At 63.3% G+C, this 25867-nt stretch carries 24 protein-coding genes; 11 read left to right on the top strand and 13 right to left on the bottom strand.

What is annotated here, in order from left to right; genetic code table 11:
- The first annotated feature begins 198 nt into the window (after positions 1–198).
- The gene (locus HBA54_RS05750; RefSeq protein ID WP_167222285.1) at positions 199–1056 is read left to right on the top strand and encodes a PhnD/SsuA/transferrin family substrate-binding protein; all 858 of its coding nucleotides are present in this window, start codon (positions 199–201) and stop codon (positions 1054–1056) included.
- Positions 1057–1129: 73 nt separating this feature from the next.
- Positions 1130–2665, top strand: a complete 1536-nt coding sequence (locus tag HBA54_RS05745; RefSeq protein WP_167222283.1) for a sensor histidine kinase — start codon at positions 1130–1132, stop codon at positions 2663–2665.
- A gap of 23 nt (positions 2666–2688) precedes the next feature.
- Here the strand turns inward: HBA54_RS05745 and HBA54_RS05740 are convergent, their stop codons facing one another.
- The 4 genes from HBA54_RS05740 to HBA54_RS05725 all read right to left on the bottom strand — a co-directional run bounded on the left by HBA54_RS05740 (position 2689) and on the right by HBA54_RS05725 (position 6667).
- Entirely contained in the window at positions 2689–3921 is a 1233-nt protein-coding gene (locus HBA54_RS05740) for a histidine phosphatase family protein (protein WP_167222281.1), read from the bottom strand.
- Between the two features lie 90 nt (positions 3922–4011).
- On the bottom strand, positions 4012–4875 hold the full coding sequence (locus tag HBA54_RS05735) for a polyphosphate polymerase domain-containing protein (RefSeq protein WP_167222279.1): 864 nt from the start codon (positions 4873–4875) through the stop codon (positions 4012–4014).
- Positions 4868–5560: a DUF4956 domain-containing protein gene (locus HBA54_RS05730; RefSeq protein WP_167222277.1), complete on the bottom strand. Its 693-nt coding sequence runs from the start codon at positions 5558–5560 to the stop codon at positions 4868–4870. Before HBA54_RS05730 ends, HBA54_RS05735 begins: the two co-directional genes overlap by 8 nt.
- 408 nt (positions 5561–5968) lie before the next feature.
- On the bottom strand, positions 5969–6667 hold the full coding sequence (locus HBA54_RS05725; protein WP_167222275.1) for a DUF2336 domain-containing protein: 699 nt from the start codon (positions 6665–6667) through the stop codon (positions 5969–5971).
- A 300-nt stretch (positions 6668–6967) separates the two neighbouring features.
- Here HBA54_RS05725 and HBA54_RS05720 point away from each other — a divergent pair, with 300 nt between their 5' ends.
- The 5 genes from HBA54_RS05720 (at position 6968) to HBA54_RS05700 (ending at position 10961) form a co-directional block, all read left to right on the top strand.
- Complete coding sequence (locus HBA54_RS05720; protein ID WP_167222410.1) at positions 6968–7510, top strand: RNA polymerase sigma factor; 543 nt, start codon at positions 6968–6970, stop codon at positions 7508–7510.
- The gene (locus HBA54_RS05715; protein ID WP_167222273.1) at positions 7507–8322 is read left to right on the top strand and encodes an anti-sigma factor family protein; all 816 of its coding nucleotides are present in this window, start codon (positions 7507–7509) and stop codon (positions 8320–8322) included. The genes HBA54_RS05720 and HBA54_RS05715 overlap by 4 nt, the downstream gene beginning before the upstream one ends.
- Before the next feature lie 149 nt (positions 8323–8471).
- Positions 8472–9788: a sulfite oxidase gene (locus tag HBA54_RS05710; protein WP_167222271.1), complete on the top strand. Its 1317-nt coding sequence runs from the start codon at positions 8472–8474 to the stop codon at positions 9786–9788.
- Positions 9785–10177: a hypothetical protein gene (locus HBA54_RS05705; RefSeq protein ID WP_205944434.1), complete on the top strand. Its 393-nt coding sequence runs from the start codon at positions 9785–9787 to the stop codon at positions 10175–10177. The genes HBA54_RS05710 and HBA54_RS05705 overlap by 4 nt, the downstream gene beginning before the upstream one ends.
- A gap of 208 nt (positions 10178–10385) precedes the next feature.
- Positions 10386–10961, top strand: coding sequence for a hypothetical protein (locus HBA54_RS05700; RefSeq protein WP_167222269.1), 576 nt, complete (start codon positions 10386–10388; stop codon positions 10959–10961).
- Positions 10962–11002: 41 nt separating this feature from the next.
- Here the strand turns inward: HBA54_RS05700 and HBA54_RS05695 are convergent, their stop codons facing one another.
- From HBA54_RS05695 to HBA54_RS05670, 6 genes are all read right to left on the bottom strand, one after another.
- Positions 11003–12094, bottom strand: coding sequence for an ABC transporter ATP-binding protein (locus HBA54_RS05695; protein ID WP_167222267.1), 1092 nt, complete (start codon positions 12092–12094; stop codon positions 11003–11005).
- Positions 12095–12106: 12 nt separating this feature from the next.
- Positions 12107–13780, bottom strand: a complete 1674-nt coding sequence (locus HBA54_RS05690) for an alpha-glucosidase (RefSeq protein ID WP_167222265.1) — start codon at positions 13778–13780, stop codon at positions 12107–12109.
- Positions 13777–14604, bottom strand: coding sequence for a carbohydrate ABC transporter permease (locus HBA54_RS05685; protein ID WP_167222263.1), 828 nt, complete (start codon positions 14602–14604; stop codon positions 13777–13779). Before HBA54_RS05685 ends, HBA54_RS05690 begins: the two co-directional genes overlap by 4 nt.
- Complete coding sequence (locus HBA54_RS05680; protein WP_167222261.1) at positions 14604–15572, bottom strand: carbohydrate ABC transporter permease; 969 nt, start codon at positions 15570–15572, stop codon at positions 14604–14606. The genes HBA54_RS05685 and HBA54_RS05680 overlap by 1 nt, the downstream gene beginning before the upstream one ends.
- 29 nt (positions 15573–15601) lie before the next feature.
- Entirely contained in the window at positions 15602–16897 is a 1296-nt protein-coding gene (locus HBA54_RS05675; RefSeq protein WP_167222259.1) for an ABC transporter substrate-binding protein, read from the bottom strand.
- A 203-nt stretch (positions 16898–17100) separates the two neighbouring features.
- A complete protein-coding gene (locus HBA54_RS05670) occupies positions 17101–18111 on the bottom strand; it encodes a 2-dehydropantoate 2-reductase (protein ID WP_167222257.1) in 1011 nt (336 codons plus the stop codon).
- Positions 18112–18255: 144 nt separating this feature from the next.
- Here HBA54_RS05670 and HBA54_RS05665 point away from each other — a divergent pair, with 144 nt between their 5' ends.
- From HBA54_RS05665 to HBA54_RS05655, 3 genes are all read left to right on the top strand, one after another.
- The gene (locus tag HBA54_RS05665; RefSeq protein WP_167222255.1) at positions 18256–19170 is read left to right on the top strand and encodes a LysR substrate-binding domain-containing protein; all 915 of its coding nucleotides are present in this window, start codon (positions 18256–18258) and stop codon (positions 19168–19170) included.
- Between the two features lie 464 nt (positions 19171–19634).
- Complete coding sequence (locus tag HBA54_RS05660) at positions 19635–20681, top strand: hypothetical protein (protein WP_167222253.1); 1047 nt, start codon at positions 19635–19637, stop codon at positions 20679–20681.
- Between the two features lie 289 nt (positions 20682–20970).
- Positions 20971–22017: a hypothetical protein gene (locus HBA54_RS05655; RefSeq protein WP_167222251.1), complete on the top strand. Its 1047-nt coding sequence runs from the start codon at positions 20971–20973 to the stop codon at positions 22015–22017.
- A gap of 51 nt (positions 22018–22068) precedes the next feature.
- On the opposite strand, the gene HBA54_RS05650 is transcribed toward HBA54_RS05655, so the two are convergent.
- Positions 22069–22227: a hypothetical protein gene (locus HBA54_RS05650; RefSeq protein WP_167222249.1), complete on the bottom strand. Its 159-nt coding sequence runs from the start codon at positions 22225–22227 to the stop codon at positions 22069–22071.
- 124 nt (positions 22228–22351) lie between these two features.
- On the opposite strand from HBA54_RS05650, the gene HBA54_RS05645 reads away from it, so the two are divergent.
- On the top strand, positions 22352–23263 hold the full coding sequence (locus tag HBA54_RS05645) for a LysR family transcriptional regulator (protein WP_167222247.1): 912 nt from the start codon (positions 22352–22354) through the stop codon (positions 23261–23263).
- Positions 23264–23284: 21 nt separating this feature from the next.
- Here the strand turns inward: HBA54_RS05645 and HBA54_RS05640 are convergent, their stop codons facing one another.
- Positions 23285–24358 (bottom strand): class II aldolase/adducin family protein, encoded by a 1074-nt coding sequence (locus HBA54_RS05640; protein WP_167222245.1) that lies wholly within the window; start codon positions 24356–24358, stop codon positions 23285–23287.
- On the bottom strand, positions 24355–25860 hold the full coding sequence (locus HBA54_RS05635; protein ID WP_167222243.1) for a glycerol-3-phosphate dehydrogenase: 1506 nt from the start codon (positions 25858–25860) through the stop codon (positions 24355–24357). Before HBA54_RS05635 ends, HBA54_RS05640 begins: the two co-directional genes overlap by 4 nt.
- Positions 25861–25867 lie beyond the last annotated feature (7 nt).

Raw genomic sequence — 25867 nt, 5'->3', positions numbered from 1 at the left:
TTACGCCGTCTCGCGCCGGCTTTTGCAGTACGGCAATTGCTGGTTGAAGATTTCAGCGAATATTCAATGCGGTTGAATTAACGCAGTAGGTTTCAAGTTTTATTAACTTCGATCTTCTTTACTTGGCCCCAAGTATACGAATCCTATTGTTATGACGGGGTAACCACGATGAACCTCTCAGTTCCTCGCAGAAGTGTCATGCGTTCGATTGCCGGCGCATTGATCCTTGCTGCGTTCTCGGGCCTTGGGTCGAGTCCGACCGAGGCGAAGGTGGTACTTACCTTTGGCACCTACGCCCCGGACAAGCCCTCCGCCATGGTCGCACAGCTGCGGCCCACGCTGGACGCCATCGCCCGTGAAGCCACAGCGGTTCTGGGTGAGGAAGTCGAGATCAGGATGCAGCTGGTGAAAGGTTATGAAGCCGGTGTCGCCCTGATCGTCAATGGCGAAGCCGACTTCACACGCCTTGGCCCGGCTTCCTACATCTTCGCCAAGGACGAAAACGACGGCCTCACCGTGCTGGCCATGGAAAACAAGAACGGGGCGAAGTCTTTCGACGGCGTGATTGCGGTGCACAGAGACAGCACCCTGACCGAAGTGTCTCAGTTGCGCGGCAGGAGTTTTGCTTTCGGGTCCAAGCGTTCGACGCTCGGCCGCTACTTTTCGCAGTTGACGCTGATGCAGGCAGGGCTCCTTGCGCGCGATCTGAAGCGCTATGAGTATCTTGGCCGGCATGACAAGGTCGGACGGGCCGTCGGCTCCGGTCTGTTCGATGCCGGCGCCCTGGAAGAGACCACGTTCCAGAAGCTTGTTGACAAGGGCGTGCCGATCCGGGCCCTCACCAAGTTCAGCAACTCGACCCGGCCCTGGGTGGCGCGCGCCGGCCTTGATCAGCGCGTGCGTGACGCCCTGCGCCAGGCACTGCTCAACGTAGACGATCGCGGTGCACTGCGCGCCCTGCGCTTCGACGGTTTCTTCGAAGGCAACGACAGCGACTACGAACCGACCCGCGATGCCATTCGCCGGAACCCGCAGTTCTTCGCACAGCTTCAGTGAATTTTTTGGTTCAGTGAACTTTTGGCGCCAGAGGCGCTTGAAACTTGGCGCCGCAGGCGCTTGCAGGCAGTAGATGGATCAGCATGATTCCATGCCCAGTATCATCGGGCCCGACGACGACGATGTGCACCGAAGACGGTTCCGTCTCGGCACGCAGCTGTTGCTGGGCCTGGCGACGCTGGCCATATTGCTCGGCAGCTTGGCGGGCTATGTCATCCGCCACACTGAACAGGCCTATCTGACGGAGCGTTCCATCGAGGAGGCGGAACGAAAGTTCGACCTGGTCCGCCTATCGTCCCTCGAAGACATTCTCAGCGAAGATCTTCCGCGCCTTGAGACGACCATGAGCCAGATGATCGTTCGCGATCCGGATCTTTTCTCCGCTGAGATCGTGAATGAGGATGGCACCGTTCTTTATGCCTGGCAGCGCGACGTCGACCAGTCCGATGAGCTCATCGAAATTGCCAAGTCAGTCACCTTTGCCGGTGAGAACTTTGGCCGAATGACCTTCGTCTGGGACAACGCGCGCCTGCAGGAAGAGATAGCCAAACACACCCTGGTGATTGCCGTTTCGGTCGGCGGCGCCTGCCTGCTGCTCTCTCTTCTCATATTCCTGCTGGTGAATGCCTTTGCGATCCGGCCGGTGAACAATCTTTCGGCGCGGCTGATGAACTTCAGTCACGGGGTTTTCGTTTCGCCGGAGGCTTTACCGTCCTTCACCTCGGTGGAGTTGCTGCAGCTGGATGAGGCGGTCAACTCGGTCGGCGCGCTGCTGACTCAGAAGGTTCAGCGCGAAGCGGAGCTGGAAGAAGCCCGCGATCAGGCGGAACTGGCCAACCGGGCGATGACGTCGTTCCTTGCGAACATGAGCCATGAGCTGCGCACGCCCCTCAACGCCATCAACGGGTTCTCCGAGATGATGGTGATGGAGCTCTTCGGCCCCCTTGGTGATCCGCGCTATGTCGACTATGCGAAACAGGTGCACGGCTCCGGGCATCACCTGCTTGCGCTGATCAACGACATACTCGACATCTCCAAGATCGAGGCCGGTAAAGCCGACCTCAGTATTGATGACGTCGATCTGCAGAACGAGGCGGAAACCTGCCTGGAGCTGGTTCAAGACAAGGCTATTCAGGGTAAGCTGCGCCTTGTCATGGATTTCGCGCCGGGCCTTCCAATTCTACGCGCCGACGGCCGGCGCCTGCGTCAGGTGCTGCTCAACCTGCTGAGCAATGCCATCAAGTTCACAGAGCCCGGCGGCGAGATCACGGTATCGGCCGAATGGTCAGCGACAGCAGGCCTGCGCGTTGTCGTGAGAGACAACGGCATCGGTATTCCCGCGGGCAAGCTCGATACCGTTATGCAGCCCTTCGGCCAAGTCGAGAACCCCTACACCCGCCAGCATGAGGGCACCGGACTGGGCTTGCCCATGGCAGCGGCCCTGGTCAAGCTGCACGATGGCGAATTCGCGATCGAAAGCGAACTTGGCAGGGGTACCGTGGTGACCTTTGTACTGCCGGCCGGTTTGGCCAAGGTGCAGCACAGCGCGCCGCTAACGCTGGGGTCGCCGCGCGCGGTGGCTGCCGCGGCCCGCTTTCACCGGGCGTGAGCGGCGCCTTGCGCGGACCCCGGTCAGCCGCCGCATTCCTGTCGCCAGTTGCGCGGTATCGCATCGCTGACGGATGATGCGAAGGTCTTCAGGCTGCACATCCCCGAACTGCAGCCGGGGACCTGGATCGTCTGCTCGCCGTCGTCCGTAACGAACTTCAGGCGCACGGCATAATCACCCTTTGAAACCTCATGCAGCTCGAAAGCGTAGTGGGAAGCCAGAGGTGGAACGCGCCCTTTGAACAGGGGTCCGCTGGTTCTGGCCGTTTCGATGCCCAGGGCGGCGTCGACACCGAGCATGGTGCGCTGGTGGCCCGAGTAGAGGTAGAGGCGCCTGGCGTCGGGATGACCGTTTCTTACCCGGGTAAAATTCTTCAATACCTCGGCGACGAACGATCCCCCGGTCAGCCGGCCGACGGATCGGCCGAGAAACTGGTGGTGATAGTTCCAGTCCGCCAGAGCGCTCATCTGCTCCATGTCTTCGGCGGAGATGCCGTCCGGCAGCGGAAGGCTGTGCTGCTGGTTTGCGGAGAGGGGCTCGTAGACCTCGTTTATCAGATAGAGAACGGTGCCGGCTTTCTTCCCTTCGTTCACACCCATGACGGCAGAGACGCGGCGCAGGAAATCTTCATGCTTCCTGCCCTGCGTTTCATAGAGATCGGTATTCGCGAGCCGTTTGACGAAGTCGCGATAGCGGGTGCAGCTGGCCGTTCCGGTCCAGGGCCGCATGACCGCATCGTTCTCCAGGCCGACGGCGTGGATCGGCACGGGCGTGAAGGCCAGATCGGCGCCGGGCGCGGCCTCCAGACCGGGGTCGTAGGTGGAGGGGTCTGGACCCATGCCCAGGGGATACATCCCCAGCATCATCATCTGCGCCGACTGCAGGGCGCGGTCGGTATTGCTGGCCCGCACGTAGACCTCGTCACGGTGGTAGCGTTCGCTCAGCAACCCCAGGTCTTCTATATAGCGCTTGCGCAGCCGGGCGCCCTGGTCGTACATCCCGCGCATGCCCACTGCCGTCAACTGACTGAAGCCCATGGGCCACTCGGTCGCGTTCTTCGGCGGGGCATATTTGGGTGAGATTACGCCGTGGCGGTACAGCAGCGATACCGCCCGCAGTGTCTCTTTGTCGGTCTGCGCGGGGTCGGTCTGCGCCTGAGCGGCGCCCATCTGGCCCGCCAGCACCAAGGCGGCGGCGCCCGCGACGAGCAGGAGCCTTCGTGAAATCTCATTCAGTGATCTACGCCAGTTACTCATCTTCGTCCTCTTTGCCTCTCCTGTCTGAATGCAGGTGTTTAATTTCCCCGGAGCGATGAAACCCCGGGCGATGGAAACAATCTCATCCGGTTACATCACGCGGCTCGCACGGAAGCGGCGGCTGCGAAACTGATCGAAGCAGCGTTCCAGCGACACGGCGAACTTTGAGAAGGTCCGCTGCTGAAGACCCAGCGCGTTCAGGCGGCTCAGCAGAATCTTCGGGATCTGGTCGTTGTATTTTACTTCCAGCACAGTCTCGCCGCCGGGCAGGCCGTGAATGTAACTCTCGGAAAGAATCTCCGAGTGGGTCGCAAGACTGCATAGCAACCCGCTGTCGTAGGTGACGCGAAGGCTCTTGTAGAGATCGCTGAAGAAAGCCTCGCGGTGATAAAGGACGGTCACACAGGGCTGAAGGTTGAAGCGATCGGACAGATAGCAGAACTCCTTGGCCACGGCATCGTTGCTGCCGGACAGGCACTGGGCCGGGTTTGCCGCGGTCAGAATTTCCTGCGCGATATCGGGGTCGAGTTCGACGCGCCGCTTGGCCACGATCCTGTCGTAGCGGCCCTTTAGCTCAAGGAATGTCGCCAAAGGCGCGGCATTGATCGCGGGCCGATAGTAACGCAGGCGCGGTTTGACGCGGGCCAACTGACCCTCGTGTTTTTCGGTGTAGTAGCGATAGTGCGGCGAATCGAAATAGATCGAGTGATTGTAGTAGCCGCCGGTGCCGCCACCTGCGCCGTTGTGGGCATCCGGTTCCAGAAGATCAGCCAGGGCGGCGCGGACCTTCGCCAGGTCGCGCGGTGCCACCAGGTACTTTATCTCATAGCGGTTGGTATAGGCCTGGGGCAGGCGGGGGCCGGCTTTTTTTCGCAGTTCCGCAGCCGCAGCGGCACCGCCAAGGGATAAATGCTCCGTCTCAGCGTCGCGCTTCGGCCTGCGGCGTTCAGACATTCACCGAGCCTTCGCCGACCAGGAGGTTGATCGACTGCGGATTGGCTTTTTCGCGGATCTTCTCGATGAAATCGCCATAGCTTATGCGCGATTTCAGATCGATCTCGTAGACGACATCCTCCACGGCCGCGTCGTCACTGCTTCGGCTGATCGAAACAACGGCGAAGTGCCGGCAGTGTTCGCGGCATAGGGCCGATATCGTGTCTTTGTCGGCGGGCGCGAGGCGGAGCTTCAAGACGTAGGAGCGATGATCCAGGTCACCGAACTTGAACACATGAAAGGCGAGCAGGATGGCGCCGAGGAAGCCTGTGAAGATCGCCGCGTAGATGTAGAACCCGGTTCCGGCCGCCATGCCGATGGCGATTGCGGCGAAGATGAAGATCAGGTCGCGGCTGTCCTTCAGGGGGGTGCGGAAACGAACGATGGACATGGCGCCGACCAGGGCGAAAGCCCGGGCGATTTCGGAGCCGATGACGATCATGATCAGGGAAACGATCAGTCCGACCAGGACGATGGATTGCACGAAGGATTTCGAATAGGAGTATCCGCCGTGCGTGCGTATGTAGAGCCAGGCCAGGGCGAAGTTCAGGATCGCACTGGTTACCAGGGCAAGAGCCAGATCGATCAGGCTGACGCTGGGGGTAATCTCCAAGGTGGCCAGCAGGTCTGGCGACAGGTCTTCCATATGAGAATATACTTTCTACTTGAACGTAATAGACATGCGGAAGACCGTTCCCGGAGAGCCCCCACTGGTTCTTGACCCTACCTTGGCTGCCTTTGTGTTGAGGGGTCTGCGGCTCAACTACCGGCTTAATTTACTTCGCCAATTCCCAAAAAACCAAGACGAATTGTGACAGATTTGTTTCGTTCGATGATAATTTCACCTTTTTTCTTGGTTAACGTGTAATGCGGAGGAAACATTACCCATTTCATTCAAGGTTTTTCTTATTAACCTAAGCATTTTAGGGAATTCATTTTAGCATCTAAAATTCTATAGGCGCATTGATCATTAGATTTACAACTATTGGGATGAGTTGACGGTGCCCGGCCCGTCGTTGGCCGTCCCCAGGGCTGCGCATCCCTGTCGCGCCGATCAACGTGAGAAAATCTGCATTCTCCACCAGGGAGCCGCACTACCGCGGCGGCGTTGAACCTCCTGCGCGACGGCAGGCGAAACCGCATGGCGGGAGAGCAGGGTTTGCTGAAGCACCGGCGTGGTGCGCTCCAGCAAAGCTTCGCTGACCGAGAGCGGCAGCCGGTCGCGACCGATAAGCTTTTGATGCAGCCCGTCGTCGTCGGGGAAGCGCGCGAGACAGCTCTGCAGTGAGGCTTCGGAAATGTCGGCGGACCCGTTGGCGAGCAAGGTCAGGATAACCCGGGGGCCCGCCACTTCGGCCAGTGCAGAGGTGACCGATGATCCCAGGCCGGCTCGCGCCGCGATGGTGACCTGTTTGACCGCGTCGCCGCTCCAGACCAGTTTCACCAGGTCAGCGTCGCGCAGCATCGGCGTCTCGGCGATAAACGGCAGCGACACGGAGGGCTGGTCGTTGGCCAGCGACAGGACGATATCCTGCGGCAGAACGGCAAGGTGCCTGACCGCCTCGCAGAGCCTGCGTCGCCCGGCCTCGTCAGCGTCCCGCAGAATCCGGCGAAAGACGGCAAATACGCTTTCCTGCTCATCCGGGGAGAGCGTGCCGCCTTGTAAGGTTGCGGCCTGGTTGATGGCTTCGGCCAAAGGATCGTTGCCCTGGGAAAGCTTCCGCTTGTCGGCAGGCACCGGATTTCGAGCCATGGGGGGCATCTGCTGGTTCCGCTCTGATGGTTTGCAAGGGCCCGGCCCCCCGGGCTCTCGATGCCCCGGAACGCCGAGCCGAGAGTATCGTCGGAACACTGTAAACGAGATCCTAAGCCGCCCGGGGATCGCGAATTTCAGACCTCTGCGCAATCTCGGGAATAACTTCCTGGTTGATGCCCTCGGGACCGGGAGCCGTCACCATCCCCCAAGGGTTGTAATTCTTTGAAGGCTCTTGTCAGCGATCCGTTTCCTCGGTCAGGATGCGGTTACGTCGGGTAGGGGGCATCGTTGAAACTGATGCAGAGTCATCGGCTGGAGGGTTATCTGGATCGTCTTTTCGGGTTTGCCGTCAGTCTGGCCGGTGACCGCGATGAGGCGCGCGATCTGGTTCAGGACTGCGCCGTCAGGGCGCTGACGGCGAAACGGGTTCCGGCTGACGAGCCCGCCTACCGGGCGTGGCTGTTCCGGGTGCTGCGCAATCGTTTCATCGATCGCCTGCGGCGCGACAGGCGCCGGCCGGAGGTCGGCGGCCTGGATTGCGATGAGGACGGCGAGCCCCGCGCCTTCGGGCAGGGTGTTGCCTGGCGGGGCGATCAGCATTTGATTAACGCTCTTACCGTAAAACTGGCGATGCAGCGGCTGTCGGTCAGGGAGCGCGAGATCATCGCCCTGATCGATGTCGCCGGTTTGACCTATGGCGAGGCGGCGGAGGTTTTGGCTGTGCCCGTCGGCACCGTGATGAGCCGCATCAGCCGCGCGCGTCAGGCATTGTTCGTCATCGTCAATGAGAGCAACATTCGCGCCCTGCCGAAACGGGCAAGCAAAGGATCCGGGCTGTGAAATCCGGTCAACCGACCTGGGAAGATCTCAACGCCTATGTTGATGGCGAGCTGAACGACGAGCGCGCTGCCGAGGTGGCGGTTGCGCTGGGCCGCGATCCGGCCCTGGCGGACCAGGTTGCAGCGCTCCATCGCCTGAAAGGGGCGGCGCAGAGCCTGCTGGAGGAGGCACCGGTCGACCTGCCGGAGACGCCGGCGCCGGCGCCCGTGTGGCTCCGCTCCGCAATGGCCCTGGCGGGGTCGCTGCTCATGGTTCTGCTGGTCGGCTCGCTTTGGATTTTGGTGGCACCCCCGCCGGCCCAGCATCTCGTCTGGGCCGATCAGGCATGGCAGAGCCATGCCGCCTGGCAGGGCGCTGCGGTCTCACCCCTGCCGCGGCAAACAGCGGCGCTGCGTGAGGCGCAACAACAACTTGGGCCGGCGGCTTTTGTGCCGGACCTGCTGTCGGCCGGTCTTACCCTCGCGCATGTCGGCGACGGGCCGACGATTGACGAAAGAGCCTCCTTTCATCTGGGCTACCGCGGATTGCGGGGGTGCCGCCTCAGCCTGTTCCTGTTGCCGGGTGACGTGGGGCTGACGGAGCAGATGCTGGATCTGGGGCCGCACCCTGGCGAACCGCTGCAGCGCCAGGCGGTCGCCTGGCAGGCAGGCGGCTTCAGCAACCTGCTGCTGGCCGAGGGCATGGACCCTCTGCGGTTTGCCGAGATTGCCAGGCGCATTCTGCGCGCCAGTCTGGAACAACGTCCCTTCGACGATGAGACGCGTCAGGCCCTGCAGCGCAATCACGCCGACAGCGAGCGCTGTACCGCCTGAAGCCCCGGCTGCTGCGGCGCGCAGCCAACAATCTTTGGAATAGTTTGCCGCCGGCCGACGTTTCTTCCCTCCATAAGCGGCCGTCAGGCGACCGCATTCAGTCGAATGAGCCCGGCAAATCAAAGCCTTGGCCAACCTGGGGGAATGAAATGTCCGATCCTAAGCGTGAGCGCGGTCTCTGCGAGATCTATCAGGACGATCCGGAGCGCGCCGACCATCTTGTCTTCGGCCGCCGGGCGCATGCCGACCGGCGGGGGTTCCTGCGCGGCGCAGGCCTGGCCGCCATGGGCGCCTTGCTGGGCGCCAGCATCCCCTTTCACCGCAACATGCCGGCCGGCCTCATTCCCGCCGCCCTGGCCGAAGAGACCGAACTGTCGCTCTTTGAAACCAAGGACGGCCTCGTGTTGCTGAACGACCGGCCGGTGAATGCCGAGACACCGGCGCATCTGCTCGATGATTCGGTCACGCCCAACGCGCGCCATTTCGTGCGCAACAACGGGACCGTTCCCGACATGGCTCTGGCCATGGACGCCCGGGACTGGCGCCTCACCGTTGATGGGGCGGTCGACACGCCTTTGTCGCTGTCTCTCGACGATCTGCGCAGCCGCTTTGAAGTGGTGAAACTGAAACTGCAGATCGAATGCGGCGGCAACGGCCGGGCCGGGTTCAACCCGCCGGCCAAGGGCAACCAGTGGACCCTGGGCGCCATCGGCAATGCCGAATGGACCGGTGTGCGTTACGCCGACGTGCTGAAGGCAGCGGGCGTCAAGAGCGAGGCGATCTACACGGCCCACTATGGCATGGACGGGCATCTTTCCGGCAATCCGGACAAGCTGCCGATCTCGCGCGGTGTGCCGCTGGCAAAGGCGATGGAGCCGCATTCCCTGATCGCCTTTGAAATGAACGGCCAGCCGATCCCGGCGCTCAACGGCTTTCCGGTCCGCACCATCTGCCCGGGCTGGCCGGGCTCGACATCGCAGAAGTGGCTGCGGCGGATCGAGTTGCGCGACGTGGTCCATGACGGCCCCAAGATGACCGGAACCTCCTACCGCGTGCCCTACTACAACGTGGCGCCCGGCACCAAGGTCGATAAAGAGGATTTCCGGATCATCGAGTCGATGCCGGTGAAATCATTGATCACGACGCCGCGAAGCAACATGACCGTCAACGCGAGAAACCTGGCCCTGCGTGGCCATGCCTGGGCCGGGGACGCCGCCGTTTCGAAGATGCATGTCTCGATCGACTTCGGCGCCAACTGGATCGAAGCGGAGTTGGATGCACCGCCCAATCCCTATTCCTGGCAGGATTGGCGTGCTGCCGTGACCTTCCCCGAAAAGGGCTACTATGAGGTCTGGGCGCGGGCGACCGACGATCAGGGCCGCATGCAGCCCTTCGCGGTGAACTGGAACCCCAAAGGCTATCTCAACAACACCATGCACCGGATCGCGGTGACCGTGGCGGCATGAGGTTGTTTTTCCAGGGGACTGTTGTGGGCTTTGCCGCCCTGCTCGTCCTCTCCGCTGCACCGGCGTCGGCGGAGGACGATCCCTTCGGCGCCGACTGGCCTGAGGGCCCGGGGCGCGAGGAGGCCGGCTACCTCTGCGGCGCCTGTCATTCGCTGCGCCTTGTCACCCAGCAGGGTCTCTCCCGCCTGGACTGGGACGAGACCCTCGACTGGATGGTCGAAGAACAGGAAATGGAGGAGCCCGAAGCGGTCGAGCGGGCGCTCATCCTTTCCTTCCTCAGTGAGCACTTCGGGGTGGATCACCGGCCGCGCCATGTCCAGGCCGCGCCTGGGTCTCAGGTTCCCGGGTCTCAGTTGCCGGAGATTCAGAGAATGCCCGTTGCGCCGTAATCGCAAAGGCCCTGAGGCCCCGGCGATCCAAGGCATTTTGGCGGCGCGCAAGCCGCGGCACCCCAAAGGGGCTACCCCTACGGCGCGATTGCTCCCGCCCCGGCGGCTTCTCATACTCCGCTATTAAAGTCCTTCGGACCCGGGTAATCGGGGTGCCGCTCTCTCGCGGTTTTGCCTGGCGGGATAGTCGTGCTGCGGGGTACTGGGCATGGGGTCAAAGACCGACGAGATAATCAGGGCCTTCACCGAAGGCTCGCCTAGTGAGCGGCAGGCCATTCTCGCGGCCATGCCGCCGACCATGACGCGCGACGTTGCCATCCAGTTGGCGGCCTCCGACGAACCCAGCATTGCCGTGGTCGGTCTCGATCAGATTACCGCGGATCATGTCGGGGACCGCGACCCGGAACTCTGTCTGGCCCTGGCCACGGCCTGCTACCAGGTCTGCCGATGCCTCTACCAAGACCATGGCGCCGGCCCGGCGCAGGTCTACGTCAACACCGCCGGGCGCTCGGCCCATTTCGCGGTGGCGGCACTGCGCAGCCTGTCGCGTTACGAAGAGGTTCTGCAATTTCTGGACTCCGCTCTGCCCTGGCTGCAGTCGGCCGATCACCGCAGCCATCTGACCGACCTGATGATCGCAAGGATCGAGGCGCATCTTCACCTGAAACACCGGGACGAGGCCGCAGAGCTACTTCTCGCCGTTCCGGAAGAGCTGCGCAGCCAGGACGTCCGCTTTGCGTCGCTGCGCCGCCGCGTGGACCTGGCCGCGGGCCGGTGCCGTTAAACACAGAAAGCCTTTAGACCGTCTCGTCGCGGGCTGTCGCGCTACTGTGTTACGCGTGGCAGAGCAGCGCCCGAAGCATTGAAGATGTGGCACTGGCTGGTGTCCAGGCCGGCCGGCATCTGATCGCCCTCTCGCACCTTGGCATCGCCCTCGCTGCGCACCACCACGGTCTCGCCGTCGGGCAGCTTGAGGTAGGCCAGGTTGGAATCGCCGAGCTGTTCGACGACATCGACCCGGCCGATAAGCTGAGAGTCGCCGCCGCCGGCGCTCAGGTGTTCGGGGCGCACGCCCAAGGTCACCGCATCGCCGCTTTTTGCGCCGTCGACCTTGACGGCGATGCGCACCCTGGTTTCCCCGGGCAGTGCCACCTCCACCGTCGACTGATCCACCGCGGCAATGGAGCCCTTCACGAAGTTCATCTTCGGCGAGCCGATGAAACCGGCCACGAAGAGATTGTTGGGATGATGATAGAGTTCCAGGGGGGAGCCGATCTGTTCCACGTTGCCGGCATTCAACACCACGATTTTGTCGGCCAGGGTCATGGCTTCGATCTGGTCGTGGGTCACGTAGACCATGGTCGCCGCCATGTCCTCGTGCAGCTTGGCCAGTTCGATGCGCGTCTGCACCCTGAGCGCGGCATCCAGGTTCGACAGCGGCTCGTCGAACAAAAAGACCTTGGGTTCGCGCACGATGGCCCGCCCGATGGCGACCCGCTGGCGTTGCCCGCCGGACATCTCCTTGGGTTTGCGTTCCAGAAGATGATCGATCTGCAGGATGCCTGCGGCGCGGCGCACGCGCTCATCGATGGTCTCCTTGCTGGCCTTGGCCAGTTTCAGGCCGAAGGCCATGTTGTCGTAGACCGTCATATGGGGGTAGAGCGCATAGGACTGAAAGACCATGGCGATGCCCCGCTGGGCCGGCGGCAGTTCGTTCACCATCTGGCCGTCGATGGTCATCTCGCCGGCGGTTATCTCCTCCAGCCCGGCGATGAGGCGCAGCAGGGTGGATTTTCCGCATCCCGAAGGGCCGACGAACACCACGAACTCGCGGTCGGAAATGGTCAGGTCGACGCCGTGGATGGTCTCGACCTCTCCAAACGATTTGCGGATACCCGATAGCACGACTTCGGCCATGGTTTTTCCTCCCTAATTCCCTATTCCGGATGTTTTTTGTTGTGGTTCATCCAAGGCACCAAAGAATACACCAAAGCGCGGTAAGCGCAGCCTGCCGTTTTCCAGCGTCGCCGTGAAGCCGTGACCGTCGAGCGGTGCAAGCCCATGGTGGTCGTCCAGCTTGAGGGACTGCGCTTCGGCACCGCAGTTGAATACGGCCAGCAGGCTTTGCTCGGGCCCGCGGCGCTCAAAGGCCAGCAAGGGGCCTTGCGTCTCTATGAAGTGTAGCGCGCCGTTGCGCAGCGCAGGCTGCTGCCGGCGCCATTGCAGGAAGCCGCGATAGGCATTCAGCAGCGATCCCGGCATATGGTCCTGGTGGTCGACTGCCCGTTCCAGATGGCCGGCGTCGACCGGCAACCAGGGTTCGGCGCTGGAGAAACCGGCATGGCCGGCGGCGCCCTGCCAGGGCATCGGCGTGCGGCAGCCGTCGCGTCCCTTGAATTCCGGCCAGAAGGTTTTGCCGTAAGGGTCCTGCAGGCGCTCGAAGGGCACCTCGGCTTCCGGCAGGCCGAGCTCCTCGCCCTGATAGATGCAGGCCGTGCCGCGCAGGCTGAGCAGCAGGGCCATCAGCAGGCGGGCGAATTCGTCGTCGGCGCCGTCCGCCCCTGCGCCCCAGCGCGACACCGCGCGGATCACATCGTGATTGCTGAAAGCCCAGCAGGGCCAGCCGTCGCCCACGACCGCTTCCATTTCTTCGACCACCCGGCGCAGGTGGTCGGCGGAGAATTCCGGCGTCAGCAGGTTGAAGGTGTAGGCCATGTTCAGGCGGTTGCCGCCGCGGGTGTAGTCGGCGGCGATGGTCAGGGAATCGTCGCCGCTGACCTCGCCCATGGTGGCGCGTTCGCCATAGCGGTCGGTCAGCGCGCGCAGACGCTTCAGGAAGACCAGGGTTTCCGGCTGGGTCTTGTCGTAGAGATGGCGCTGGTAGGCATAGGGGTTGTCCAGCGGCACCCCGTCGGTCGGCCGTTCCCCCGGCTTCAGGGGCGGGTTGTCGCGCAGCTGCTGGTCGTGGCTGCAGAAGTTGACGGCATCCAGGCGGAAACCGTCGACCCCCATGTCGAGCCAGAAGGCTGCCTCCGACAGCATCTGGTCCTGCACCTCTTCGTTGTGCAGGTTGAGGTCCGGCTGGCAGGTCAGGAAGTTGTGCAGATAGTATTGCCGCCGCCGTGGCTCCCAGGCCCAGGCGACGCCGCCGAAGATGGACAGCCAGTTGTTGGGCGGCGTGCCGTCGGCCTTCGGGTCGGCCCAGACATACCAGTCGGCTTTCGGGTTGTCGCGGTCCTGGCGGCTCTCGACGAACCAGGGGTGTTCGTCGGAGGTATGGCTGAGCACCAGGTCGATCAGGACCTTCAGGTTCAGATCGTGGGCGCGCTGCAGCAGGTGTTGGAAGTCGTCCAGCGTCCCGAAGATCGGATCCACAGTCCGGTAGTCGGCGACGTCATAGCCGAAGTCGCGCATCGGCGACTTGTAGAACGGCGAGATCCAGACCGCGTCCACGCCCAGCCCGGCGACATAGTCCAGCTTCTCGGTGATCCCCGCCAGATCCCCCAGGCCGTCGCCGCTGGCATCATAGAAGCTGCGTGGATAGATCTGGTAGACCACCGCACCGCGCCACCAATCCGGCGTGGCTTGTGCCGCTGTTGTCATCCCTTCACCGCCCCCGCTGTCAGGCCGGAGACGATCTTGCGCTGGAAGATCAGCACCAGGGCGATGATCGGCAGGGTCACGATGACCGAAGCCGCCATGATGTTGCCCCAGGGCAGTTCGTGCTCGCTGGCGCCGGTAATGAGGGCAATCGCCACCGGCACGGTGCGCTGGTCGTTGGTCAGGGTAAAGGTGAGTGCGAAGAGAAACTCGTTCCAGGCGGCGATGAAGGCGAGCAGCCCGGTGGTCACCATGGCCGGCCACATCAGCGGCATGAAGACCTGGGTAACGATGACCCAGGGGCTGGCCCCGTCGACCAGGGCGGCCTCCTCCAACTCGACCGGCAGGTCGCGCATGAAGGTGGTCAGCACCCAGACGGTGAAGGGCAGGGTCAGGATCATGTTGGCGAGGATCAGGCCGAGCGGATTGTTGTAGAGGCCGAACAGGCGGATCATTTCGAACATGCCCGACAGCACGGCGACCTGGGGGAACATGGAAACGCCGAGAATGGTCAACAGCAACATGCCGCGGCCGCGGAACTTCACCCGCCCCAGGGCATAGGCCCCGGTCATGCCGAGAAACAGCGAGAAGACGACCACTGCGGCGGCGACCAGCACCGAGTTGAAGATGTTCCGCGCGAAGGGCTGTTCGGCGAAGACGGCGGCGTAGTTGTCCCAGTTCCAGTTGAAGGGGAAGTAGTCGATGCGGAACAGTTCCGACCCGACTTTGAAGGAGGAAACGATGGCGTAGTAGAACGGGAAGACCGCGAAGAGGATGATGGCGGTCAGCAGCAGGGCGAAGGCGCCGCGTAGCAGGATCTTGCGCATCACCGGCCCCCCTCGCCCAGATTGACGCGGCCGGCGACGATGTAGATTACCGTCAGCACGGCGATGACCATGAACAGCAGCGTCGAAGCGGCGGAGCCGTAACCGACCGCCTGAAAGTCGACCAGCTGTTGGCGCGCATAGACCGACATCGACATGGTGTCGGCGCTGTTGGAGGTCAGCACGTAGATCAGGTCGAAGATCCTGAGCGCATCGAGCAGGCGGAAGATCACCGCCACCATGATTGCCGGGCGGATCAGCGGCAGGGTGATGCGGAAGAAGACCTTTACCGGATGGACGCCGTCGACCCTGGCCGCCTCGTAGCAGTCCGAGGGCAGCATCTGCAGTCCGGCCAGGATGAGCAGGGCCATGAAGGGCGTGGTCTTCCAGACGTCGACCATGATGACGGCGGCCATCGCCAGGTCCGGGTCGGCGGTCCAGGCGACCGGCTGGGCGATGATGCCGAGGCCCAGCAGCATGTCGTTCAGGACGCCGAACTGATCGTGCAGCATCCAGCCCCACATCTTGGCGGAGACCACCGTGGGAATGGCCCAGGGAATCAGCACCGCGGCGCGCAGGATGCTGCGGCCGGGAAAGCTGGCGTTCAGCGCCAGGGCGATGATGAGGCCGAGGGTGGTTTCTATGCTTACCGAGATGACGGCAAAATACAGCGTGTTGCGGGCTGCGTTCCACCAGTCCGGGTCGGCCAGCAGCCCGTACCACTCGCCCTCGTCGTACTCCAGATAGTTGGCGAAGCCGATGAACTCGTAAGAGGAAAGATCCGAGAGGTCGGCATCGGTGAAACCGAAATAGATCGTGCGGGCCAGGGGCCAGCCCGCCACCAGCAGCAGAACCAGCAGCATGGGCGCCAGGAACAGCCAGGCGGCACGGACCCGGCTGCGGCCCAACGACAGGTGCCTGGTCGTCACCACTGCGGCGGCTTCCGTCCGGATCGTCGATTGCCGAGCCATGGCACGAAACCTCCCTCAGGTGCGTGCCGCTACCATTTGCCGTTGCGGCTGACCCGTTTCAGTTTGCGCTCCAACTGCGCCAGGCTGGTGGTGCCGTCCATCTTGCCGGACAGCACCGCGTGGGTGGCGTTCCAGAACTCGTTGGAGACGCGGTTGTATTTCGCCCCGGCGATCTTCGATGGCCTGGCGACCGCGTTGGTGAAGGTGCTGTAGAGGCTGCCGAAGAAGGGATTGGCCAGCAGTACCTCTTCGTCTTCGTAGAGGCTGGCGATGGTCGGGTTGTAGGCGCCGGTGATGGCACGGCGCTTCTGCTCGGCGGCGCCGGTCAGGTACATCACCAGGTTGGCGGCAGCCTCGGAATGGGCGGAGTACTTGGAGACCGCGAGCTGCCAGCCGCCCAGGGTTCCGCTGTGCTTGCCGTCGGCGCCGCCCTTGGGCAGGGCGGTGACGCCGACCTTGTCGCGCACCGGGCTGTCTTCGCCGTTCGCCGGTGCCCAGGCATAGGGCCAGTTGCGCATGAAGACGGCGTTGCCGGACTGGAACACGCCGCGTGCCTCCTCCTCTGAATAGTTCAGCACGCCGGGCGGCGAGATGGTGCCGACCCAGCCAGCGGCCATGTCCAGGGCCTTGGCCGCCTGGGGATTGTTGATGGTGATCTTGCCCTTGGCATCGACGATGGCGCCGCCACCGAAGGAATCGATCCATTCCAGGGCGTCGCAGGTCAGCCCCTCGTAAGCCTTGCCCTGCCAGACAAAGCCCCAGAGCTTGTCGTTGCCGGCGCTGCGTTCGGCTTCCTGCACCGCCGCGGCGGTCTCGGTCAGTTCCTGCCAAGTCACGGGCACGGCTTTGCCGTGCTGTTCCAGCAGGTCCTTGCGGTAGTAGAGGATACCGGCATCGGTGAACCAGGGCATGGCCACCAGCCTGCCGTCGACGGTGTTGTTGTCGACGATCGCCTGGAAATGCTCGGCCTCCGCGCCGCCGCTGTGGGGCTTCAGATCGATGAAGTGGTTGGCCAGCATGCCCGGCCAGATCACGTCGATCTGGAAGACGTCGATGTCATCGGCACCGGCGGCCAGGAGTTGCTGGTAGAGGGCCAGGCGCTCGGTCGTGGAGTTGGGTGTGTTGACCAGCCGCACCGTGTGGCCGCTCTCCGCCGCCCAGGCCTCGGCGCCTTCCTTGCAGAGCTGGAACTCAACCCCCAGGGCGCCGCAGGCGATGGAGATCTCGGCTGCTTTGGCTGCCGGCTGGCCTGCCACCGCCGCCAGCGCAAAAGCGCCTGCGGCCATAACGCTGCGGAATCCGAATGCCCCGGTTTTCCAGTCCATCTTGTCCTCCCTGGTGTTTTTGCCCGCTCTTTTTGGTTGGCGGGTTCGTGACCTTCGGCTCGTTTCTACGCGCAAGGCGCGTGCAAACAGGCTTCCAAGTCGCCTTTCACAACCTTAGGAGGCTAATGAAGAGATGGCCAGTGGTTAATAGGAGGCGCAGTGGATCCGCATGGTGTCGATCCGGATAGTCTGGTGGCCTGTGGTCAGGCCGCTTCTGCGGCGGCCGCGGGGAACACTGGGTAGAGGCCCTGGCTGCGGCCGAGCTGCTGGACCAGCGCCAGGACAGCGTCGATGCTGGGCGTTTCAGCTTCGACCAGCCGGCCCATTTCCTGCACCGCGGTCAGCAGCGCATCGATTTCCAGCGCCCGTCCGCGCTCCAGGTCCTGCAGCATGGAGGTCCGGTGGGGGCCGACCCCGGCGGCCCCGTTGATGCGCCGTTCGATGTGGACGCGGAACGATGCCCCCAGGGTGGTGGCGATGCCCTCGGCCTCCTGCATCATGCTTTTTGCCAGGGCGCGGGTGCCGGGATCGGTCGCCACCACGTCCAGGGTGGCGCGGGTCAGGGCGGAGATCGGATTGAAGCAGAGATTGCCCCAGAGCTTCAGCCAGATCTCGTTGCGGATGTTCTCCAGGACCGGGGCCTTCAGGCCGCCGTCGGTCAGCGCCCGGCTGAGCGCCGCGCAGCGTCCGGAAAGGCTGCCGTCGGGCTCGCCCAGGGCGAACTTGTCGCCGTAGGTGTGCTTGATGACCCCCGGCGCGACGATTTCCGTGGCCGGATAGACGACGGCGCCGATGGCGCGTTGCGGGCCGAGCAGGCGCCACTGTCGGTCGTCGGGATCGACGCTCGCCAGGCCGCGCTCGGCAAAGGCGCCGGGCAGCTTGTGGAAGTACCACCAGGGCACGCCGTTCTGACAGGTCACCACCGCCGTGTCGGGGCCCAGCAATGGCAGCATCTGTTCCGCCGCCTCCCAGGCCTGGTGGGCCTTCAGGGCCACGATCACATAGTCCTGGGGGCCGAGGTCCGCCGGACAGTCGGTGGCGGTTACCCGGGTCAGCTTCTCGGTTCCGCCGATCAGCAGCTTCAGACCGTTCTCGCGCATCGCCGCCAGATGGGCGCTGCGGGCGATGAGGGAAACCTCGATGCCCGGGACCGTTGCCAACTGTGCCCCCAGGTAGCCGCCGATGGCGCCGGCGCCGTAGATCGCGATCTTCATGGTTCTGCCCTCTTTCTGCCGGCTGCTGCCGGCGTCGCCCTCAAGAACCTCTTCAGGTTCCTCTAACACAACTTCAGTTTATGAAACATCAGCGAAAATCCTTTGTAAATTGCAGGAATTTTCATCATGTGATAATTTTTTGTAATGGTAACGCTGCGCAAAAGGCTGCCGCCGGCCAACAGTCTCATTACATTCGAGGCGTCGGCCCGGCATCTGAACTTCACCCATGCGGCGGCTGAACTGCTGGTCACCCAGGCGGCGGTCAGCCGGCAGATCCAGTTGCTGGAGGACAATCTGGGCTGTCCGCTGTTCGAACGGCGGCCGCGCGGCCTTGAACTGACACTGCCGGGGCGGCGCCTGCGCGAGGCGGTGACCATGGGTCTGGGGCACATCGCGACCACCGCGGCGGATCTGCGCCGGGTGCGCCGGCCGGGCGAGCTGACCGTTTCGACCTCCGTCACCTTCGCCAACTACTGGCTGATGTCGCGGGTCGCGAAGTTCCGCGCCGCCAATCCGGATGTCCAGCTGCGGCTGGTGGCCTCGGCGCCGGTCGGGGATCTCACCGCTTCGGGGATCGATCTGGCGGTGCGCTACGGCAGCGGCGTCTGGGACGGCGCGGCGGCGACGCGGCTGATGGACAACGAGGTCTTTCCGGTCTGCGCGCCCAGCTACATTGACCGGCGGCGACCGCTCGGTGCCCTGACCGATCTCCTTGAGGAGACGCTGCTGCACCTCATCGAATACGACAGCAACTGGGTGACCTGGGAGGCCTGGCTGGCGGCGCTCGGTATCCGCGCGCCGGCCAAGGGCCCAAGCCTGGAATTCGACAACTACCTGGTCCTGACCCAGGCGGTGCTGGATGGACAGGGCATCGCCCTGGGCGGGGGCCGCCTGGCGGAGGACTTTCTCGCCCGGGGTCTCCTGATCCGCCCGATCGAGGCGCGGCTGCGGTCCGAGCGTTCGTTTTACCTGCTGGTTCCCAAGGATCAGCCGCTTTCCCTCCAGGCCGAAGCTTTTCGCCGGTGGATTCTGGAAGAAGCCAGGGAAAACACGGCCTAGGCCGGAAGTACCTTCCTAGGGGGCGACCGAGGAGGGATTGCGATCCTATGGGCCCGGCGTCTCCGGCACGCAACAAGCCTGTTCTCTTTATGGCTGTATGCCGGCCCGGGACTGTTGTTGTGAAAAAAATCCCTTAAAGAGAGAGCATCGCCGGTCAACGGCAATTATCCAGTGTATTCAACGGGCCCTGCGCCGAAGGCGGCTCTGACAGTCGCTTAATAGGTGAATAGAGCATCTAGCAAAATAATCTATGCGAAACATCAGTGTATCTTGATTTATTGTTTATTATGATTTGCCCGGGAAAATAGCAATGTCGCGGCAGAGGTCTGCGTCAACGAGCATTCTTGATGGTAAAGGTTGTTCTGACTGCTCGTTTGGCAATGTTCGATTGCTTTTAGGGAAGTTGGTTTTTCATGGTCGGAAGCGCACTACCAGGACGCGGCAGTTCGGTGGGTCAATCTCATTTGAGATCCTACTCCAAGCCGCCGGTTCGATCCGACATACCACTGGATGTGGAGCCGCCGGACAAGGACACGCTGCACAAGCTGCCTTTGGAGGGCCTGCCTCTGGTAACCTCTGGGTTGCGCAAGGCGCGCCTGATCAAGAACGCCCGCTTCGAGGGTGTCGTCGAACTGTTTTCCGACGAGAAATCCGGCAGCGGACAGATTTCGCCGGACCGGCTCTCCGAGGTCTACCACTTCGATTCGCACAATCAGAACGATCTCGACCTGATCAAGCACCTCAGCCGGTTGAACAGCTACGATGTCTACACCGTGCGCGTCGCCCTGCGGCGCCTGGGCATGGAGGTGGAAGACGTCGATGCGCTGCAGATTTCACCGGAGCTGCGCACCCAGTTGGTGCCCCATATGCGCACCTTCACCCGCCCGCTGCTGCATGCCGTGTATGGCGGCACCACTGAAGAACCCGGCGACCTGAAGGATCTGATCAACCTTTTCGTTTCGCCGGACAAGGATGTGGCGAAGGAGAACCTGGCGCGTCTTTCGCACCGCATGCGCATCGACGTGACCGCCATTCCGAAGTTCATCGAGGACTACGGCGACGTCTATCTCGCGCTGGCCTATTACCAGTACTGCCTGGATCAGAACAAACCGCAGATCATGAGCTTCCTCGCCGCCATGGAGGAAATGCAACGCACCCCCAGCCTGAAGCAGGCGGCGAACCTGATGGCCACCTGCAAGATGCTGGAGACCAAGATCAACGGCATCGTCCATGAGCTCGGCAACATCCTGGAGATGTTCCGCATCCGCACCATCGACATGTGGGAAAAGATGTCGGAGGAGACCTTCCGCCGCATGGAGTCGATGATCATCGGCTATCAGACCGCCATCGGTGCGGCGCTCTGCATCATTACGGTCAAGATGAACGCCTGGAACCAGCAGTTCCCGCAACGCGAAAGCGGCGGCCCCTGGAGCCGGGCCGACTTTCTGATGACCAACATGCGCCCGGGCCTGGAGATGGTGCAGGACATCAGATACGAGGATGCGGAATAGCCTGCTGACCGCGCCGTCGGCTTTCAAGCCGCCGCCGGGCTCACCTTTCCATTTGTACACAGCCTATACGCGTGGAGCTTTTTGCGACTCCATGGAAGCGGCCGGATCCTGGAATCAACCGGTGATCGGGAAGGCTTGATAACGCTACAAAAACAAGGGGCTTTGTTTTAGAGAAAATTCACAGTAGCGCGCATAAATAGAGTATCTAGATTTTATGCCGAGTCTATCAGACTTTACGTTTATGCAGTTTGCGGTCGACTGACGCGCGCCAGACTGAGGAGCCGCCATCTTGTCAGGGAGTTTGGACCAAGCCCAGGCGCTGGCCTTCGAAAAAGAAGAAGAGGCTATCGCCAAGGACTCGCTGCATATCCTGCCGCTGTCCGGCCTGCCTCTGATAACCCCGGGCCTGAAGCGTGCGCGCCTGATCAAGAACTCGCACCTTGACGGTGTTGTCGAGCTTTTCACAGACAGCCAGTCCGGCAGCGGGCAGGTTGCGCCGGAGGACCTGACCAAGGTCTTTCACTTCGATGAAGAGAATAAGGGCGACCTGCCGCTCATCAAGAACCTCAGCATGCTGTCCAGCTATGACGTCTACAGCCTGCGGGTCGAACTGCGCCGCCTCGGCATCGACGTCGATAACGTCGATGACCTGCGTCTCTCCGATAACAAGGTGCAAGAGGTCGCACCGCATATGACGAGCTTCACCCGCCCCCTGGTGCGGGCGGTCTTCGGCAAGGACGACAACAAGGAAAGGTCCTTGAAGGAACTGGTCCAGCTTTTCGCTTCGCCTGATGTCGATACGGCACAGCGCAACCTGACCAAGCTGGCGGAGCAGATGAATCTGGAAGTGGCCGGCATTCCCAAGTTCCTGGAGAACTACGGCGATGTCTATCTGTCGCTGGCCTACTATCAATCCTGCCTCGACGAGTCGCAGGCGAAGCTGCAGACCTTCCTGAAGGCTTTGGCGGAGCTGAAGGCCGACAAGAACCTCGGCAAGGAGCGCAGCGTGATCTCCGCCTGCAAGGATGTCGAAAAAAAGATCACCACCGTTGTCGGCGAAGTCGGCGATACCCTCGACATGTTCCGCGCCCGTACCGAGGATATGTGGGACAACATGTCCGACGGCTCCTTCCAGCGCATGGAGCAGATGATTACCGACTATCAAAGCAAGGTTGGCGGCGCGCTCTGCGTTACCTCGGTGAAACTGGATGCCTGGGACGATCGTTTTCCACGCGCCGGCATCGGCGGACCGATCAAGCGCGCCGACTTCATCCTGAACACCATGCGTCGTGGCCTCGACCGCGTGGAAAGCATCGACTACCACGACAAGCCCTGACGGGCGGCCTGGCCGGCAGAGCGCAGCCGTCACCCCTCACCGGCTTCGGGGCTAGCGGTCGCGCCAGTCTTCCAGCCCGATATCGCGCTGCAGGTATTTGCTCAGCTCTCTGACGTGAATGATGTCGAGGCGCTTTCTGTTCGGGCCGAACCATCCCAGGATCCGCCCCAGCAGCATCCATCTGCTGCGAATGCCAAATACCATTGTCATCTTCACCTCTGCCTTTCGTTCGTGGGCGCCTTTCACGCCTGGGCGCTTTTCACTCGGGGCAGGGTAAAATTGGGCATTCAAAAACAAATAGTCATTAGGTGAATGCGTAATATAGTATCCGAAAATGAATAGATCGCAGCCGAATTGGGACGATCTCCGGGTTTTTCTGGCCCTGGTGGAGACCGGCAGCCTTTCCGCCGCCGCGCGTCAGCTCGGTCTCAGCCAGCCGACTGTCGGCCGGCGTGTCCAGGCCCTGGAAGCAGCCCTCGACAAGCGCCTGTTCGATCGCCTGCCGAAAGGGTATCTGCCGACCGCGGCCGGCGAGGCCCTGCTGCCCATGGCGGCATCGATGGGTGCCGCCGCCGAGGCCATCGACCGCAGCCGCGCCGTCGGCGATGCGCTTGCCGGCACGGTGCGGATCAGCGCCGGGTCGTCGATGTGCCGTTTTATCTGTAACCGGCTGGCCAGCCTGCTCGATGGCTTACCGGGGCTGGACCTGGAGATCGCCGCTTCGTTCCAGTTCACCAACCTTTCGCGCCGCGAAGCCGACATCGCGATCCGCAACCGCATGCCAGAGCAGGGCGATCTCGTGACCCAGCGGGTGGCGCAGCCCGCTGTCGCGGTCTATGGCAGCCGGCGCTATGTCGCCCGGCATCAGGTCGATCTGCAGCCGGACCGTTACGGCGATTGGGACTGGGTCGGCTATGACGCGGCGCACGAGCATCTGGCGACGGCGCGCTGGCTTGCGGAAAAACTGAAAGGGGGCCGGCAAAGGTTCCGCGTTGCCACGCCGCCGGAGAAGCTCTATGCGATCAAGGGCGGCGGCGGTCTCGGTCTGCTTTCCTGTTACGCCGCCGACTGCGAGCCGGAACTGGTGCGCATCGGCGATCCGATCCCCGAACTGCGCGGTGAGACCTGGATGGTGGTGCACCAGGATCTTCGCCAGATGCCGCGCATCCGGACTATGGTCGACCGGCTGACGGCGATGTTTCGCGAGCTCGCCCCGCTGTTCGACGGCCAGCGGCCCATCGCGTGAAAACCGCCTGACCGGGAAGAGTTAGCGCGGGTTCGGGCCGCCTGAATCCCCTGCATCCATGGCCTGGCGGTATTTCTCCGCGTCCCAGTTCAGCAGCTCCGCTTCCTGCTCCGGCGTCAGGCGGTTCAGCTTGGCTGAAGGGTCGAGGCGAGCCGCAACGTCCCCCAGGCAGCAGGCCAGGGCCTGCATCGCGGGCGAGGCCTCGGCGGGGATGGCGGCGCCGCGGCCGGGAAAGACGATCATCTTGCGCGCTGCCCCCTTGCCCGCGCGGTCGATCGCCTCCGCGGCGGTCTCTTCCTCCTCCCCGACCAGGATTCCGGGGCCGAGAAAGATGACGTGGTCTGGATAGAAACTCGTTTCTCTAAGGCGGGACAGCAGGTCCGGGTCATGGGCGATGGCTGTCGTTGCGCGATGATCGACGGCCTGCCAACCCGTCCCGGCGAGGAACTGCCCAAGATCGGGCATCGGCCCTTCCACAGCCGGTGGTGCCGGTGTCAGACGGCCGGCCACCGCCAGGGCCAAGGCTTCCGCCTCCTCAGCCGTATCCGCGCCAACCACAAGCCCGTGGTTGCCCAGCACCAGGACCCTTGTTTCCGGTGTCGTGGCCGCATCGATGGCCCGGGCAAGGTCGAGGCCCGGCTTGGCGTAGGGCACGAAGGCGGCGCCCAGATCGCCGAGGCGCGCGGCGACGACGTCGGCGGCGTCCTGGCGCAGCGCCGTGGCGATGGTGGCGACGCAGTGGGTATGGATGACCACCGGCCAGTCGAAGATCGCGTGGACGGAGGTTTCGATGGAGGGCCGCAGGCCCAGGGGGTTCTCTTCCGCCGGCACGAAGGCGGCGTTGTCCTCCGCCGTGGGGTCGCCCGCCCTCAGCGCCGCGCAGAACCGCGCGCTGTCGACAGGGACCATGATGTCCTTGGTTTCGGCATCAGACAGCCAGGTACCCGATGCCTTCACCAGCATCGCGCCGCCGCCCTTCAACGAGGCATTGCCGCCCGGTCCCTGGACCTGCAGGGGGTTGCGCCCCAGGCGGGCGGAAGCCGCGAGCAGCGCGGCAAAGGCAGCGGAGTTGCGAAGCCTGTCAAAGTCGCTCATGCGGCGGCCTCCATTTTAAGCCAGTCCGAGAAGGCTGCCTTCTCGGCCTCGGTCAGGAACAGTGCATGCTTGGTCCGGCGGGTCAGGATGTCGTCGGCGGTTCGGGCCCATTCGCGTTCGATCAGCCATTTTGCCTCGCGCTCGTAGAACAGGGCGCCGAAGTGGCGGCCGAGATCGGCAAGCGAGGCGGCGCCGGCCAGCAGCGTGACGGCGTCGCTGCCGTAGCAGCGCCCGTAGTGGCGCGCCAGGTCCGCCGGCAACCAGGGCCGCGCCGACGCGAAGCTTTGCAGCCAGGCCTCGAAGTCCGCATCGGGGATGTCGCCGCCGGGCAGCGGCGCCCTGGCGGTCCAGCCGGGACCCATCTTCGGGAAGTAGATGGCGAGCTTCTCAAGGGCGTGTTCCGAGAGCTTTCGATAGGTGGTGAGCTTGCCGCCGAAGGCCGAGAGGATGGGCGCGCGGCCGTTGCCGCCGTCGATCTCGAACTCATAGTCCCGGGTGACGGCAGACGCCCCCTTTGCGCTGTCGTCGTCATAGAGCGGACGCACGCCTGAATAGGTGCTGATGACGTCGGCGGGTGCCAGTTCGGTTTTGAAGTAGCGGTTCAGGATGGCGAGCAGGTAGTCGATCTCGTCGCTGCCGATCGCCACGCCTTCCGGCCGGTCGTCATAGGGGATGTCGGTGGTGCCGACCAGGGCGAGGTCGTCGAAATAAGGGTTCACGAAGATCAGCCGCTTGTCATGGGCCTGCAGCACGTAACCGTGGTCGCCTTGCCACCAGCGCTTCATGATGATGTGGCTGCCCTTGACGAGGCGCACGCTGTGCCGGGCGTTCACACCGGCGACGTTGCCCAGGACCTTCTCCACCCAGGGCCCGGCGGCGTTGAAAAGCGCGCGGGCGCGGACGTCGCGTTCGGCGCCGGTCTGCGTGTCTTTCAGCCGGGCGTGCCAGAGATTGTCTTCACGGCGTGCGGCGATGCATTCGGCGCGCGGCAGCACCTCGGCGCCGCGCCGGGCCGCGTCCAGGGCGTTAAGGATGACGAGCCGCGCGTCGTCGACCCAGACATCCCAATAGGCAAACCCCCGGGGAAAGGCATCGCGCAGCATGGCCCCTTCGGGCGATGACCGCAGGTCGAGGGCGCGGGTCGCCGGGATGCGCTGGCGTCCGCCGAGATGGTCGTAGAGGAAGAGGCCGAGGCGGATCAGCCAGCGCGGCCGCTGCTCCGGGCTGTGCGGCAGCACCAGGCGCAGCGGCCAGGTAAGCTGCGGGGCGACCCTGAGGACGACTTCGCGCTCGATCAGGGCTTCGCGCACCAGCCGGAACTCGTAGTACTCCAGATAGCGCAGGCCGCCGTGGATGTACTTGCCCGAGCGCGACGAGGTGCCCTCGGCCAGGTCGTCCTTTTCGCAGAGCACCACGGAGAGCCCCCGCCCGGCGGCGTCGCGCGCCACCCCGGCGCCGTTGATGCCGCCGCCGATGATGAGAAGATCCACGGGCTCGTTCATTTGGCGC

Origin of the sequence: Pelagibius litoralis, from assembly GCF_011683915.1 — a bacterium.
In the GTDB taxonomy this organism is placed as follows: Bacteria; Pseudomonadota; Alphaproteobacteria; order Kiloniellales; family Kiloniellaceae; genus Pelagibius; species Pelagibius litoralis.
Note: the sequence above shows the minus strand (reverse complement) of the source record. Positions and strands in the feature narration are given on the sequence as shown.